Annotated in this window: 12 protein-coding genes and 1 pseudogene; 10 read left to right on the top strand and 3 right to left on the bottom strand. The window is 37.2% G+C overall.

The window, feature by feature from the left end:
• Nucleotides 1-47 precede the first annotated feature (47 nt).
• The 4 genes from MKL33_RS03255 to MKL33_RS03240 are packed head-to-tail and all read left to right on the top strand — an operon-like array spanning nucleotide 48 to nucleotide 3762.
• The gene (locus tag MKL33_RS03255) at nucleotides 48-551 is read left to right on the top strand and encodes a low molecular weight protein-tyrosine-phosphatase (RefSeq protein WP_002115216.1); all 504 of its coding nucleotides are present in this window, start codon (nucleotides 48-50) and stop codon (nucleotides 549-551) included.
• Between the two features lie 19 nt (nucleotides 552-570).
• A complete protein-coding gene (gene murB / locus MKL33_RS03250; RefSeq protein WP_270906445.1) occupies nucleotides 571-1605 on the top strand; it encodes a UDP-N-acetylmuramate dehydrogenase in 1035 nt (344 codons plus the stop codon).
• A gap of 4 nt (nucleotides 1606-1609) precedes the next feature.
• Nucleotides 1610-2734 (top strand): YdcF family protein, encoded by a 1125-nt coding sequence (locus MKL33_RS03245; protein ID WP_270906444.1) that lies wholly within the window; start codon nucleotides 1610-1612, stop codon nucleotides 2732-2734.
• Entirely contained in the window at nucleotides 2734-3762 is a 1029-nt protein-coding gene (locus tag MKL33_RS03240; RefSeq protein ID WP_002115207.1) for an alpha/beta hydrolase, read from the top strand. The genes MKL33_RS03245 and MKL33_RS03240 overlap by 1 nt, the downstream gene beginning before the upstream one ends.
• Before the next feature lie 56 nt (nucleotides 3763-3818).
• Here MKL33_RS03240 and MKL33_RS03235 read toward each other — a convergent pair whose 3' ends face one another.
• The 3 genes from MKL33_RS03235 to MKL33_RS03225 form a co-directional block, all read right to left on the bottom strand.
• Entirely contained in the window at nucleotides 3819-4313 is a 495-nt protein-coding gene (locus MKL33_RS03235) for a hypothetical protein (RefSeq protein WP_002115218.1), read from the bottom strand.
• Nucleotides 4314-4375: 62 nt separating this feature from the next.
• Nucleotides 4376-5431, bottom strand: a complete 1056-nt coding sequence (locus tag MKL33_RS03230) for a linear amide C-N hydrolase (protein ID WP_270906443.1) — start codon at nucleotides 5429-5431, stop codon at nucleotides 4376-4378.
• Nucleotides 5432-5642: 211 nt separating this feature from the next.
• A complete protein-coding gene (locus MKL33_RS03225) occupies nucleotides 5643-7316 on the bottom strand; it encodes an FMN-binding glutamate synthase family protein (protein ID WP_039761913.1) in 1674 nt (557 codons plus the stop codon).
• Between the two features lie 682 nt (nucleotides 7317-7998).
• Here MKL33_RS03225 and MKL33_RS03220 point away from each other — a divergent pair.
• The 6 genes and pseudogenes from MKL33_RS03220 to MKL33_RS03195 all read left to right on the top strand — a co-directional run bounded on the left by MKL33_RS03220 (nucleotide 7999) and on the right by MKL33_RS03195 (nucleotide 15166).
• Nucleotides 7999-8529: pseudogene (locus tag MKL33_RS03220) on the top strand (Csu type fimbrial protein).
• A gap of 82 nt (nucleotides 8530-8611) precedes the next feature.
• On the top strand, nucleotides 8612-9319 hold the full coding sequence (locus tag MKL33_RS03215) for a fimbrial biogenesis chaperone (protein WP_270906442.1): 708 nt from the start codon (nucleotides 8612-8614) through the stop codon (nucleotides 9317-9319).
• A gap of 40 nt (nucleotides 9320-9359) precedes the next feature.
• Entirely contained in the window at nucleotides 9360-11768 is a 2409-nt protein-coding gene (locus MKL33_RS03210; RefSeq protein WP_270906525.1) for a fimbria/pilus outer membrane usher protein, read from the top strand.
• Nucleotides 11759-12787: a Csu type fimbrial protein gene (locus MKL33_RS03205; RefSeq protein ID WP_270906441.1), complete on the top strand. Its 1029-nt coding sequence runs from the start codon at nucleotides 11759-11761 to the stop codon at nucleotides 12785-12787. The genes MKL33_RS03210 and MKL33_RS03205 overlap by 10 nt, the downstream gene beginning before the upstream one ends.
• Before the next feature lie 553 nt (nucleotides 12788-13340).
• Nucleotides 13341-14507 carry an MFS transporter gene (locus tag MKL33_RS03200; RefSeq protein ID WP_270906440.1) on the top strand — a complete coding sequence of 389 codons (1167 nt, stop codon included), beginning with the start codon at nucleotides 13341-13343 and terminating at the stop codon, nucleotides 14505-14507.
• A gap of 155 nt (nucleotides 14508-14662) precedes the next feature.
• On the top strand, nucleotides 14663-15166 hold the full coding sequence (locus MKL33_RS03195; protein WP_270906439.1) for a hypothetical protein: 504 nt from the start codon (nucleotides 14663-14665) through the stop codon (nucleotides 15164-15166).
• Nucleotides 15167-15180 lie beyond the last annotated feature (14 nt).

Raw genomic sequence — 15180 nt, 5'->3', positions numbered from 1 at the left:
GATCCCGTTTATTTTTATGTAATTCAAATGTTTGGAAGTAATTTCTAATGGAAACACAATATAAGGTGTTATGTGTCTGTTTAGGAAATATTTGCCGTTCTCCCACGGCTGAAGTGGTTTTTAGACATTATTGTGACGCGCATCAACTCAATGTTATTGTCGATTCAGCTGGAACGAGTAATTATCATCCAAATAAATCGCCTGATCAGCGTAGTCAGTTGCATGCCAAAAAAAGGGGTTATGACCTATCATCTTTACGTGCAAGACAACTTTCAACTCAAGACTTTTTAGAGTTTGATTTGATTTTGGCAATGGATCATCAAAATTTTGAAGATATTCATGACGTGTTGCAAAGAGCCGTTTCCCAATTTGGCGCACATCAAATTCGTGCAAAAGTAGCTTTAATGAGTGAGCATGATCCTGAATACCCACAACAAGCGTTGCCTGATCCTTATTATGGCGGTGCTGATGGTTTTGAACGTGTACTCAATCAATGTGAGTCCAGTAGTTTGGCGTGGGTCAATATTTTAAAAAAACAATTGAATGTTTAAGAATAGGTTTTTCAATACAATGCAAATTCAGAATCAAGTACAGCTTAAGCCATTCAATACTCTAAGTTTAGATGCAACTGTTTCTCACTATACTAAAGTTGGCAGTATTCAAGATATTCAATCAGCTTTAGAGTTTGCTGAGCAGTATCAGTTAAATGTACTTGTATTATCGGGCGGTAGTAATATGTTATTACCGCAGCAGATCAATGCTTTAGTGATTCATCTTGATATTCAGGGAATTGAAGTTTTATCAAACGATGATGATTTTGTGCGGGTTAAAGTTGGCGCAGGCCAAGTCTGGCATGATTTTGTTTTATACAGCACTGAACAGAACTGGTTTGGTTTGCAAAATTTAGCCCTTATTCCAGGTTTAGTTGGTGCTTCACCCGTACAAAACATTGGGGCGTATGGGGTAGAGGTAGGCGAGTTTATTGAGTCAGTACAAGTGTATGACCGTAAATTAAAGCAAACTCAGACAATTTTAGCGGCCGACTGCCATTTCGCTTACCGCCATAGTATTTTTAAAGATGATCCGAACCGTTACATTATCACGCATGTTACTTTTAAATTGCTTAAACAGCCGCACTTAAAACTTAACTACGGCGACTTGAAACAAGCAGTTGGAGACAATCAGACTGCCGAAAATTTACAAAATCAGGTCATCCATATTCGACAAAGTAAACTTCCTGATCCAAAAGAGTATCCTAATGTCGGGAGTTTCTTCAAAAATCCAGTTATTAAACCTCAAGAGTTTGAACGCTTAGTCACACAATTCTCAACAATTCCACATTATCCTCAAGCTAACGGAAACGTTAAAATTGCAGCAGGATGGTTAATTGATCAGGCGGGTTGGAAAGGGAAGCAACTCGATATGGTAGGGATGTTCCATAAACAGGCATTAGTTCTGGTGAATTATGCCAATGCATCTCTAGCTGATGTAAGGAAAACTTATCAGGCTGTACAACGTGATGTTGATCAGCTTTTCCATATTATGTTAGAACCAGAGCCTGTGCTTTATAACAGTTTAGGTTTAATTGAAAATCATACGGAATAGTTTTATGCCAAAAGTACACTTAATGGTACGTTTAGTACAAGTAGTCACCGTGCTATTTGTACTATTAGGCTGTTTCGTGGTTTTTTTATATTCGCCATTTTATTCAAAACTTATTGTAGCTGGCCTTAACTATTTTGTACCTGTTGATGTTAATCAAGTCGCTGCTGAGAGCCAGAGACAGGCTGCTTTAAGTGAGCATGATAATTTAGAGCCAGGTTCGAATTTATGGATCGCTCGTCAAGCCTATTTAAAACTGACAGAGCAAGCGTTACGTGAAAAAAGAACATCTGATCTGACCTATATTCAAGAGAATTATAAAGCTTTGCAGCAAATTATTCTTTTAGAAGAAAAGGAACAGGATTCGGAAGAGCAAGCCGCATCTGTAACGGTTCCTTTAGTCGCTAAAAACTCAGAAATTGATGCTGCAGATGAGGCGAGTAGTCCTGTTGACGAAGCACTTTTTATTAATAGTTCTGAAAATAAAGCGCTTACTGAGCAATATACAGAGTTTTTAGCAAGAAAACCTGTGGTGCCAGAGCATCAAAAAGCTGTCAGTGAACCTGAACAAAAAGTCGAGTATGTGCGTAAAAATCCATTACCAGTACAACCTAAAAAGTTATCAGAACCTTATGCAATTGTTGTGTTGGGTGGCGGATTAACCTTAGATAAAAATGGTAAGGATATTGTTGTTAATGGCTATACGCGTTTGCGATTAGAAAAAACTTTAGAAGTTGAAAAACAAAATCATTTACCTATTGTGCTTAGCGGTGTAGAAGCGCCTTATATGCAAGTTTGGTTAAAAGAACGCGGTGTTGATGCAAAGCTATTAGAAAAGCGCAGTATGAATACATGTGAAAATACTCGTTTTAGCTCTTTATTGCTTCAGAAAAAAGGCGGGGCACCAACAGTCATGTTGGTTACAGATGAATACCACATGCCACGTACACGCCGACTGTTTGCTTTAAATGGTATAGAAACTATTCCTGTTGTAGCTCCAATGCCAACTCCACTGACACGTTGGCAACCAAGTGTGCAAAATTATGATCATAGCCGCCGTGCAAATTATGAATTACTTGCGACAATTCGTGACATGTTGTTTGGCTCAAGTGATTGTCGAGAGGTTCCTTAATGTCAGATATTCCATTTCTCAATCCTGCCGTATTAAAACAATTAGATTTACCGGTTCCTAACCGTGATCTTACGCCGCAGGTTTTGAGTCCGCTTAATTTAAATACATTAGAAGAACCTTCTCGTGATTTGCTGGCCTATCGCAAATTGTATGGTTTACATTTACTTGAATGTGACCATTGGCAAGGCTATGTTCAAATGCCTTTATTCCGTTTGCATGTGCAAGTTTTCAAACCTAAAGTAGAAAAAATACAAGGTACAGTTTGTCTATTGCATGGCTATCTTGAGCATAGCGGTATTTACCAGCCAATTATTCGTGAAATTCTTGAGCAGGGCTTTAGTATCATTACTTATGATTTGCCGGGGCATGGATTAAGTGATGGTTCACCAGCCAGCATTAAAAACTTTGATCATTACCAGCAAGTTTTGATGGCTGTTTATCAATATGTGAAACATGCAGATCAGTTACCTAAACCATGGGTCGGTATTGGTCAAAGTACGGGTGGAGCAATTTGGATGCATCACTTATTAGAATATGCTGAAAAACGCCAAGATCCGATTGTAGATCGAGTACTTTTACTTTCTCCGTTAATTCGCCCTGCAAAAACCGCGTGGTGGCATAACCCCGTTGGATTAGGTATTATTCGCCGTATTAAGCGTCAGGTACCAAGGCATTTTAGACGTAATAATCATAATCCCGAATTTTTGCGTTTTATTCGTTTAAAAGATCCTTTGCAACCTCGAATGATGGGCATGGATTGGATTTTGGCAATGTCAAAATGGATGCAAGAAATGGAAGAGCGACCTGCTTGCCGTATCCCAGTCTGGCTTGCACAAGGTGCTCTCGATCAGACGGTTGATTGGCGTTACAACATTGAATTTATTCGTCGTAAATTTAGACTCCAAACGTTGTTAATGCTTGAAGAAGGCTCTCATCAATTAATTAATGAGCGTGCGGATATACGTGCGGCTTTAACGGGCTTGATTCCGGCCTTCTTGCATGCAAAGCCAAAACATTTTTATTATTAGAAAAGTCATGCATCTATCCAAAATTCTAGATAGATGCATTATTTAATCTTTGTAGTTTATTTTGAATTCTGATAAAGCTGCATAAAGTTTTTATAAACCGAAGACTGCTTTTGTGGACTATACATATTGCGCTCGATTGTTCCTTTATCTGTTTTGATTAAAACATTCACATTTTGAGCATTTTTAAATTCTTGTAGAAATTGACTTGGAATAACAAAGTAAGTGGTTGAATGTTTAGGTACTAATCGGCTCACATTTGTCTTTTCAGTGGCTTGAGCTGGTTCGTAATTGAATCGTTTGCCATCAATATCAAAGGTCAAAGCGTTAATATCATAAAAGTTATAACTACTACTTAAATGAACATCTACTCGAAGCTGATTTTTTTGATTTTCATTCCATTTAACCAATAAGCTTGGGCATAGTTCAGTTGGTGAGCAGTTTAGTTGACCAGCTGTCTTTACCTCTTTAGGAGCTGGTGTACTAACCTGTGTGGTGCTACAAGCCGCAGTAAGTAGACATGAACCCAATAAGAGTAGAGATTTCTTCATCATATAAATTCCAAGATCGTATGTTTAATATTATTTATGTTAAGAGTAATAAATTTTGACATAATTTAACGCGTAGTTGGACCTAAAAATACAAATGGTTTTGCAATTTTAAAGGAAGAGGTGGCATCACCTGCATAGATATGGCTTTGATCGGGTCCTAAATCAAGTCTACGTGTTTTACCATCTTTAAAGTTAATCTTTTTCAAGTCGACCCAAAATACATTTGGTGAGAGAGCGGATTCAAAAAAGTAGAGCATCTGTTTGTGGTCGGCAACAGTTCGCCAGCGAGTCGAAGAGATATTAGGTTCTTCTTGAGTATTTAATCCATAGGGAACAGATGCATTGCGAATCACACTAAATACAGAGGCTTGTGCTTGTTTTGTATTATCATTTTTAGGAATAGCATTAATGTAAAATGATGCACGTGCAAAGCGATCAGATGCTCTGTTCGTACCGGGAAGCATAATTGTTCCGCCAATTTGCTTCCAATATTCAACAAGTGCAAGTTGTTTATCGAAAGTAGGTGAGTTGGTCATGACCTGATAGCTTCGACTATGGTGAATCACTTGTTTTCCACCAATATATTCAATAATTGCGCTATCACCTGTTTTATCAGAAATAGATAAATGTAAGGTGGTGAGCCGTGTTTCACCGGGAACATTGTCGGTAATAATAGTGTAGGGTTCTTTTTCTAAGGCCTTAACGGCTTCATCTACAGTTGCAAAATTATCAAGTACATATTGAGCCCATGCTGCAATACTTAATAAAGGCTTATCTGTCTTTTTTGCATCTGGGTATTCAGACTCTACTAACCATAAAATATTAGCAACCAAACCGGCTTCATTCATTACATCTGTTGTGGAAACTTCATAACCTGTAGCAATTACACTCCCATATTTCGACGTCCATTTTATTGAATTGGGACCAGCGCTACCGTCACGGCTAACCCCGCTTGGCATAATCCATAAGTTGGTACCTGTATCAACCTTCCAATCCATTGAGCGAGCAGTAATAATATGTTGATTATTACCTAAATATACGGCACGTGTACAAGCAACAGCATAGCTACTTAAGCCTACAGCGATTGCAACAAAAGAAGAGATGAATGTTTTTTTCAACATGATGAGGTACCTTCTTGTTATAAGCATTAAAAAATTTTTATTAAATAAAATTAAAATGTGTACGTTATTTATACTTTTATATTAGGTGAAAAATCTATTAAATACAAATTAAAAGGGGAGTGAAATTTAAGCAAAAATCACATATTAGGTTTAAATATGGAAGAGCATCACACTATAAAGGTGATGCTCAACTTATAAAAATTAATATAAATTAAAAATGATTGGCATCAGCCATATTCCACATTCGATAGTAGAAATTATCATCGTCATTATTAAGTTCAGATTGTAAAAGTTCACCTTCTTTCAAGAAAAAATGCAACTGAGCATAGTTCTTAATTTCACGGTCATTTACTCGCTGAGCCAAATGATGAGCTTTAATATCAGAAGGATGGCGTAAACCCGCAGCAGCGATCATTTCTGATAATGCATGCAACGTATTTTTATGAAAATTAAATACTCGTTCTGCTTTGGTTGGTACATCAATTGCTTTTTGACGATCTTTGTCTTGAGTCGCTACACCTACAGGGCATTGGTTGGTGTGGCAGCTTTGTGCCTGAATACACCCAACGGCAAACATGAAACCACGTGCTGAGTTAACCCAGTCTGCACCGAGTGCAAAAGTGCTAGCGATATCAAAAGCACTAATGATTTTACCACTAGCACCAATTTTAACTTGATCTCTTAGCCCTGCACCCACAAGAGTGTTATGGACAAAGCGTAAGCCTTCGCGTAATGGCGTGCCAATATTATCGCTAAACTCAATTGGCGCTGCTCCTGTACCACCTTCAGAACCATCCACAACAATAAAGTCGGGAACAATTTTTGTTTCAAGCATTGCTTTAACAATACTCATGAATTGCCAAGGTTGGCCAATACACAGTTTAAAACCAACTGGCTTGCCGCCAGATAATGTTCGCAGCTTCTGTAAGAAATGCATCATTTCAATTGGGGTAGAAAAACTAGAATGCTTAGCAGGAGAAATACAATCATGATCGCGTGAAACGCCACGGATTTGGGCAATTTCTTCGGTAATTTTATGCTTAGGTAAGATACCGCCATGGCCTGGTTTTGCACCTTGTGAAAGCTTTAATTCGATCATTTTGATCTGTGGCAATTGAGATTGTTTAGCAAATTTTTGCTCGTCAAATTTTCCATCTAGGGTACGGCAACCAAAATAACCACTGGCAATTTGCCAAACAATATCTCCACCATTTTCGAGATGATAAGGGCTTAAGCTACCTTCACCAGTATCGTGATAAAACCCACCTAATTGCGCTCCTTTATTGAGTGCTCGAATTGCATTGGCACTTAAACTACCAAAGCTCATGGCAGAGATATTCATAATGGATGCACTATAGGGTTGAAGGCATTGTGCATTACCCACCTGAATGCGGAAGCTCTTTGGATCAGCTGGTGGGCAAGGGCTTATTGAGTGGACAATAAAGCGGTAATTCTCTTGATAGACATCAATAATTGAGCCAAAAGGTTTATCTGCATTTTCGTTTTTAGCACGTTGATAAACTAAGCTTCGTTGCATGCGAGAAAAAGGTAGAGCATCTTGATCCGCTTCAATAAAGTATTGACGAATTTCGGGGCGTATATCTTCAAACAAAAAACGAAAATGTCCCATAATTGGGTAGTTTCTTAAAATAGAATGTTTATTTTGTAAAACATCATAGAGGCCTAATAGGCTTAAAGCTCCTGTAACTACCCATAAACCATTAAGGAGAGTATCAGAAATAAAATAATAGATACTATGAGGGGTATAGACGGTTCGAAACCATGTGATGCTGAGCGCAGTAAAAATACATAAAAACCAGAGAGAATGGCGTGAAAAGAATGTATTGAGAAATTTATGTCGAATGATTTGTGCTGGACTCGCCATATTGGAACAAATTCCTAATGTTTTACTGATACATACCTTGCCAAGAAGGAACTAAAACCACAAGTATGGAATTGTTAGCTTAAGGACGGTATAACAAAATGCAAAGATTATTAGGTTTGATTTTTCATTTAATTTTTAGAAATAGTTGAGCTAGCAATACATATTTTTAGTAGTGAAGACCCGCCTCTAGCCATTGAAATATCTAAAAAAATTCTAAAGATGTGATAAAACACTTAGCTTTCTTATTCATAAAGTATTATTTTCTTATTCATTTAAAATATATAGAATAATCAGGTGCTTACTTTTCGTTCTTATTTTTTTGACCAAACTTTAAAAAATTATAAAATATAAATGGTTATGGTAAATTTTAACTAATGAAAAATTAAAATTTTTTAGAAAAACTAATAAAAATATAAATGAAATTATCGAAAATTAATAAAAAGAGTGGGGATAACCATAAAAATTTTTATAATTGAGAAATCAATCAAAATTTTGATTATTAATTGATATTTGGAATGAAACAAACATTAGTGTTTTTGTTGTTTTTTTGTATTATGCGCAACTAGTAGAGTAAAAAAATAACGCTTTGAAAAAACAGTCAGAAGAACTAGTGATTGTGATGGGGAAGGCTAATTTTTACATCTATTAATTTTATTGGCGTAATGTAAAAAGGTTTTTAACCATGAATAAGTCTCTCATTTGTTTATCAGCAATTGCTATGGGTTTAACATCTATCAATGTTGCAAATGCAGCTAACGCAACCGGTACACTAACTGTTAAAGCAACGATTACAAACAGTTGTGTTCTCAACACTTCTGCAACAGGTACTACGTCAAATGCAATTTTAGACTTTGGTACGTTAAGTTCGCTTGCAAGCAACGTAGATGCAGACACCACAACAACAGGTGGGACTGCAATTAAAGTGTTATGTAACAACACTGTGCCATGGACTTTGGCTTTTGACGCAGGGAAAAATGCTCAATCGACACAACGTCGTATGATTGGTGGGGCGGCTAGCAACGAATACATTCCTTACAACCTTTTCTCAGATACTAATCGTGCAACAGCAATTGGTATTGCAACAACTGCATATAGCGGTACTGGTACTGGTGCAGCATAAACAGTTAACGTCTATGGTCGTATTCCTACAGGAACGACTTTACCAAGTGCAGGTAGCTATGTTGACACTGTGACTGTAACAGTGACTTATTAATTTTTAATAAGTTTTATTGCGTCATCGCTAGCTCTTTTTAAAGGAGCTAGCTCAATTTGAGAAAAGTAGTTCTGGGCAAATCATGAAAAAAAATATCTTTGTTGTGACAAGTTTATTGTTATTTTTGCCTAGTATGCTAAATGCAGCATCAATCCGCCTTTCACCTGTTAGTGTTGAAATATTGAGTGATCAGGCTGCATCTTCCATTAGTTTATATAACCAGTCAAATGAAAGTGCTGATTTGCAGGTGCGTGTATTTGAATGGAGACAAAATGCTGGTCAAGATCAGTTAATCCCTACGGATGAGATTGTAATTAGTCCACCATTTCTAAAACTACAACCTAGTGACTCTTATAACTTACGTGTAGTTAGAATTAACCCAGAACTTATTTCTGGTGAAAAAACTTATCGTATTATTATTGATGAGTTACCAAAACCGATTGATAGTCGTAAAGCTGATCAAGGGGTTAACGTACTACTACGTTCGTCATTACCTGTATTTGTCGTCAATAAAGATGCGATTACTAAACTGAATTGGTCAATACAACAAGAACAAAATAACGCTTATCTCACCATAAGTAATCTTGGTAATCGGCATGCGCTTTTAAATAACTTAATACTTGTGGATACAACAGCAAATAAAAGCTATCCCATTAAAGTAAACACCGTGAATGGTTATATTCTTGCTGGGAAATCGAGAAAATTTAATATTAGTCCTGATTTCAAATTTCAAGCAGATCATAAATATAATATTTCATTAAATATTAACGGTAAGCAAACATCTCTTTAAAGAGGCACATATGAAATATATCGTAAGTGCCTTATGTGTTATGTACTTGCCGATTCATGCTGCTGCTGAATCATTACAAGATAGTACCAATGCTGTCTTACCAAGTATTCCGGAAGTTCCGAATTCTGCTCATCAGGCATTTGGTTCTGATCAGGGATATATCCAGCTATTTTTAAATATTTCTGTTAACTCAAATATTTCTAAGGATTTAATATCGGTACGGCAGGATCAAGATAGAAAACTATATATCCGCTCTCGTGATTTAAAAACTTTAAGACTAAAAATGGATGAACATATCCCAGATAACCAGTGGGTGTGTATTAATGGTTTTAACGGAATCCAGTTTAAATATCTCGAAAATGAGCAGTCTCTAAACCTAAAAGTTCCACTGAACATGTTAACGGGTTACTCAGTTGATTTAAGTGGCCAGCAGGTCACTAGCCCACAATTGCTAAAGATGAAACCCTTAAACGCGGCTATTCTGAACTACAGCCTGTATCAGACTATGACCAATGATGAGAATGTTTTCTCTGGTTCGGCTGAGGGTATTTTTAACAGTGCAATCGGTAACTTTTCTTTAGGGGTTTTATATAACGGTAGTAATGAAAATAGCTATAGCCATGAAAAATGGGTGCGCCTAGAAAGTAAGTGGCAATATGTTGACCCTGAAAAGATCAGGATATATACCCTAGGGGACTTTATTTCCAATAGCCCAGACTGGGGGAGCAGTGTCCGTCTTGCCGGTTTCCAGTGGTCGAGTGCATATACTCAACGAGGTGATCTTGTTACCTCGGCACTACCGCAATTTTCAGGCTCGGCTGCATTGCCTTCGACTTTAGATTTATACGTTAACCAACAAAAGATTTATTCAGGGCTTGTGCCATCTGGTCCATTTGACATTAAGCAGCTCCCATTTATTTCAGGCAATGAAGTCACGCTTGTGACTACCGATGCAACAGGTCAGCAGAGCATTACTAAACAGGCTTACTATTTTTCATCTAAAATTCTGGCAAAAGGCATTAATGAATTCTCAGTAGATGTCGGGGTTCCACGCTATAACTACGGACTGTATTCAAACGATTATGATGATGCCACTTTTGCTTCGGGTGCGATTCGATACGGTTACAGCAACTCGTTGACCTTAAGTGGTGGTGCAGAGGCTTCAACAGATGGTTTATCGAACCTCGGGACTGGTTTTGCCAAGAACTTGTTTGGTTTTGGGGTAATTAATGCTGACATCGCAGCGAGCCAGTATAAAGATGAAAACGGTTATTCTGCCTTGCTGGGTTTAGAAGGTCGCATCAGTAAGAACATTTCATTTAACACCAGTTACCGCAAAGTGTTTGATAACTACTTTGACCTTGCCCGTGTGTCTCAAGTTCGATATTTAAAAGATAATCAATCCGATGATGAACCCAAAAATTATTTAAGCTACAGTGCGCTGGCAGATGAGATCTTTAGGGCCGGAATTAACTATAATTTTTATGCAGGCTATGGCGTTTATTTGGGCTATAACCAGATCAAATATAGCGACAATGCTAATAAATTAGTATCTGCCAATTTAAGCGGAAGCCTGAACAAAAACTGGGGATTTTATACATCAGCTTATAAAGATTATGAAAACCAAAAAGACTATGGTATTTACTTTGCGTTGCGCTATACACCATCTAGCCGAGTCAATGCGATTACAAGTATTTCTAATGAAAGTAGTAAAACAACCTATAGACAAGAAATAAATGGATTTAGCGATCCACAAATCGGTGCATTTGGATGGGGAGGCTATGTTGAGCGTGATCAGGATGCGAATCAAAACAATGCATCGGTCTATGCTTCTTACCGTGCTCGTGCAGCTTACCTGACGGGACGTTATAACCGATTTGGAGATAACGATCAGGTTGCACTTTCAGCAACAGGTTCACTGGTTGCGGCAGCAGGACGTATATTTGCGGCCAATGAAATTGGAGAGGGCTATGCGGTCGTAACCAATGCAGGGCCGCAAAGCCAAATTCTAAATGGTGGTGTTAATTTAGGTGCGACCGATAAGTCTGGCCGATTCTTAATTGCGAATTTAAGACCCTACATGTCTCATCATATCTACCTAGACCCATCATATTTACCTTTAGAGTGGGAAGTTAGCTCTACGAATCAGACAGCGTTTGTAGGTTACCGCCAAGGAACCTTGATTGACTTCGGTGCTCATCAGGTCATTTCTGGATTAGTGAAACTGGTTGATCAAAACAACTCACCGTTGATGCCGGGTTATACGGTTCGAATTAATGGTCAGCAAGATGGGGTGGTTGGCTACGACGGTGAAGTGTTTATTCCAAACCTGTTAAAGCAAAACAAACTTGAAGTTGATCTTCTGGATCATGGTTCATGCCAAGTTGTTTTTGCGTATGAAAATAAGCAATACAGTGCTAAAAAATTGGGGCCTTATGTATGTCGATAAATATTGCTAGCTTTAACCAACCCACAACATTTAGAGCACTTTCATTTATCCTGAAATATTTTTTGGGAACGGGTTTGCTATGCCTGATCTTTACATTTTTTAATTCCGCCCATGCAGATTGCACAGCTACAGCGCCAAATTCTGGCACATATACATACACTGCTGCAACAATTAACAATGATGCAGTACTGACATACACTGGGACAATACGTTGTTATGGAGCACGTTCAACACCAGAAATTTCAGGTTATATGTGTATGAAAACCGTTTTTACTGGAACCACCAGTAGTAATAATAATGTTTCATTACCCTATACGGTAACTGCAAGTGTAGGTGGGGCTGGCTCTTCTACCACTAATCAAAATTCGAATGTCTGGTATGGGCCTGTGAAAACCGTCTCTTCAAAGAATGTTATAAGTTACTCAGTAAATATAAAAGTTACAGCTCGTACGGGTTCGCTCATGGCATATCCTAAAGGAACCTATACGGGTACGGTTCAGCTATTTTGGGACATGCAAGCAAGCTCTAGCACTGTGTGTGAGGGGGGTAGTGGTGGAGGTTGGGACTCGGGTAATACCACCATAACTGCTAATTATGTTGTGCCAAGTTTGTGTCAAATAGATTCAACATCAAATGTCGATTTTGGAAATATTAATGATATTGGTAAGACTACTCGTGATTATACAGCTCAAGGAGTAGTAAATACGACCTGTAATAATGGACTGCCATATAGTATTTATTTGGGGGATGGAAATAACCGTATTGCTGGTGGCTTTAGGCAGATGACAAATGGTAGTGGTCAATATATCCCATATCAGTTATATCAGAACTCGAATTATAGTGCGGTATGGGATACTACTGGTGGTGTAAGCGCAGTTGGAGGTTCTGGAGGTGTTTCTAAAACAGGTTCGGGCAATTCTCAGGGTACAAATGTCTATGGAAAAATTCCGCAAGGTACCACTATTTCAACAGCTCCGGGTAATTACTCAGATGCGATAGTTGTTACAGTAATTTATTAAGAATTTATTGGAATTTTATGTTGAGTATATTTTTTGGATTTGAGTTGAACACTTAGCATTTAAAAAGTGGTCTATAAATTTGGTGTTTAATTGTTCTAATTTAAAAGAGGCAGATAGGTTTTTTAAACAAAAGGTAGGGGTGATAGGTAGTTAGCGGTAATGTTGTTTTAGGATGAGTAAAAACAGAAAAAGACAAATTAAAAAAATAAGAAAAAACATCTGATAAATATATACCTTATGAATATTAAATGTATTTTTACATAAGTTAACAGATTGTACAAATTAAATTACAGTTCTCTTTTCTTTATTTATTCTTTCTTATCAATAAAAAATACTTATAGACACAGGTAGACTATCAATCATTTAATGATTTGTATTGGAAAACAAAGTGTTAAAATTGAAAGGCTGAGATGCTCTGATATGTTTAATTGTATTTTATTCGGTGAATCTACGAATCAAAATTTGTGGATGCTTAGTAGTACTAAAGACAAATGGCTACATGCGTGATAGCTATCCCGAATTTTAACCTCATGAAAATACAAAGGTTTATAAATTGTTTCAACCACTTACTATCCAAACTCGACTTGGTGGATTCTACTTCTTTTACTATTCCATCGTGGGCACATTCATGCCTTATTGGAATTTATATCTTCAAGATCAGGGATTTAATTATCAAGAAATTGGTGTTTTATCCTCAATTGCGATTGTAACGCGTTTTTTTGCACCTTTAGTTTGGGGTTGGATTGCTGATAAATCTGGTAAGCGAATGTTGCTTGTTCGGGTAGCAACTTGGATGGAATCTTGTATATGGTTGGCTATTTTTATAGTGCCAAATACTTTTCAATCAGTTGCTTTGCTTATGCTTATTTTTAGTTTCTTTCAAAATGCGATTTTAGCTCAATTTGAGGGAGTTACTTTATTTTGGTTGGGTGATCAAAAAGCTAAACTTTACGGCAAAATTCGTAAGTGGGGATCGGTGGGGTTTATTGTTGGGGTATTCAGTATTGGGGCTATTTTAGAAATAGTGCCTATTTCAATGCTCCCAATTTTACTATTAATTATCGCGTCGCTGGCGTTTATTTGGTCTTTCACAATTCGCGAACCTGATAGCGCGCCTAGTTCCCAAAAATATTTAGAACCTTTACTTCCTGTTCTTAAGCGCCCAACAGTGGCTGTATTTTTTGCAATTGAATTTATTCTACTTTTTTCACATGCGCCTTTTTATAGTTTTTATAGTAATTTTCTGAAATCTTTGAATTTCAGTACGACTGAAATTGGATTTTTATGGGCCATGGGCGTTTTTGCTGAAATTTTTATGTTTTCAATTGCCTCAAATATTTTTCAACGTTTTTCGTGGCGCAGTTTAGTGATAGTGTGTCTGCTAGTGACGAGCATACGTTGGATGCTAGTTGCAGTATTTTCACATTATTTTATTGGTCAACTTTTTGCGCAGTGCTTACATGCCTTTAGTTTTGGTTTATTTCACTTGATCGCAATGAGAGTTATTTTTCAAAACTTTTCTGCTGGACAGCAAGGGCGTGGACAAGCACTTTATAGTACCATGTGGGGGTTAGGTGTAGCTTTCGGTAGTGTTCTGGCTGGGCATTTCTGGAAAATTCTTTCTGGTGAACTCATCTTTATGTGTGCCAGCGTGGTTGTGCTCTTAGGTTTGTGCTTTGTAAAGTGGCTTCCGAAACAAGTCGATTCTTCAACTACCTAAGCTTGAGATCATGCAAAACAAAGAATTTATATTGAAAAAAGCAAGTAAATATAAAATTGTTTGATGACTTGTTGTGACACGTTACAGTTGAAAAATATTGTTTTTATATGGTTATGGAGCAGTGATTTTGTCAAAAAATATGCTAACTTAACTTCATGCGTTTAATGATTAATAAATCTATGAAAAATATTTATATTATTGGATTATTGTGGGCTTGTTCTGGTTTAGCTGTGGCAGAAACGGCTAGTCAACAGCCAGCTGAACAACCCGTTCGGACCGCAAGTAATCCTAATGCTATACGTATTGTTACGCGCCCTGAAATTATGGGATTATGGGGAATGGAAATTCCAAATAATAAGAAATGTGTGGAATATTATAACTTTCGTAGTAGTAATGATGTAGTGATCAAAAGCGGTCAGGAATGGTCTTATGGTATTTATGAATATCAACCATCTGATGACCCTAAAGAGCAGCTAGCCGCTTTAGTAATGCAAATTAAATTTGACAATAATAAAGTAGATTGTTCTGGTCAGAAACAAGACCAAACAGGTGATGTTTCACAGTATTTTGTACAATGGAAAAACGACCATACAATCAATTTCTGTTCAACAGCTAAAGGTGAGCAGTGCTTTGCGACTTTACGTCGGGTATTACCATAAAATTATAGATATAA

Source organism: Acinetobacter sp. AOR43_HL (assembly GCF_027854635.1).
GTDB classification, from domain to species: Bacteria; Pseudomonadota; Gammaproteobacteria; order Pseudomonadales; family Moraxellaceae; genus Acinetobacter; species Acinetobacter pittii.
Note: the sequence above shows the minus strand (reverse complement) of the source record. Positions and strands in the feature narration are given on the sequence as shown.

Coding starts and splice junctions, on each gene's coding strand:
- MKL33_RS03255 (WP_002115216.1), top strand. CDS start 48: ATGGAAACACAATATAAGGTGTTATGTGTCTGTTTAGGAAATATTTGC.
- murB (WP_270906445.1), top strand. CDS start 571: ATGCAAATTCAGAATCAAGTACAGCTTAAGCCATTCAATACTCTAAGT.
- MKL33_RS03245 (WP_270906444.1), top strand. CDS start 1,610: ATGCCAAAAGTACACTTAATGGTACGTTTAGTACAAGTAGTCACCGTG.
- MKL33_RS03240 (WP_002115207.1), top strand. CDS start 2,734: ATGTCAGATATTCCATTTCTCAATCCTGCCGTATTAAAACAATTAGAT.
- MKL33_RS03235 (WP_002115218.1), bottom strand. CDS start 4,313: ATGATGAAGAAATCTCTACTCTTATTGGGTTCATGTCTACTTACTGCG.
- MKL33_RS03230 (WP_270906443.1), bottom strand. CDS start 5,431: ATGTTGAAAAAAACATTCATCTCTTCTTTTGTTGCAATCGCTGTAGGC.
- MKL33_RS03225 (WP_039761913.1), bottom strand. CDS start 7,316: ATGGCGAGTCCAGCACAAATCATTCGACATAAATTTCTCAATACATTC.
- MKL33_RS03215 (WP_270906442.1), top strand. CDS start 8,612: ATGAAAAAAAATATCTTTGTTGTGACAAGTTTATTGTTATTTTTGCCT.
- MKL33_RS03210 (WP_270906525.1), top strand. CDS start 9,360: ATGTACTTGCCGATTCATGCTGCTGCTGAATCATTACAAGATAGTACC.
- MKL33_RS03205 (WP_270906441.1), top strand. CDS start 11,759: ATGTCGATAAATATTGCTAGCTTTAACCAACCCACAACATTTAGAGCA.
- MKL33_RS03195 (WP_270906439.1), top strand. CDS start 14,663: ATGCGTTTAATGATTAATAAATCTATGAAAAATATTTATATTATTGGA.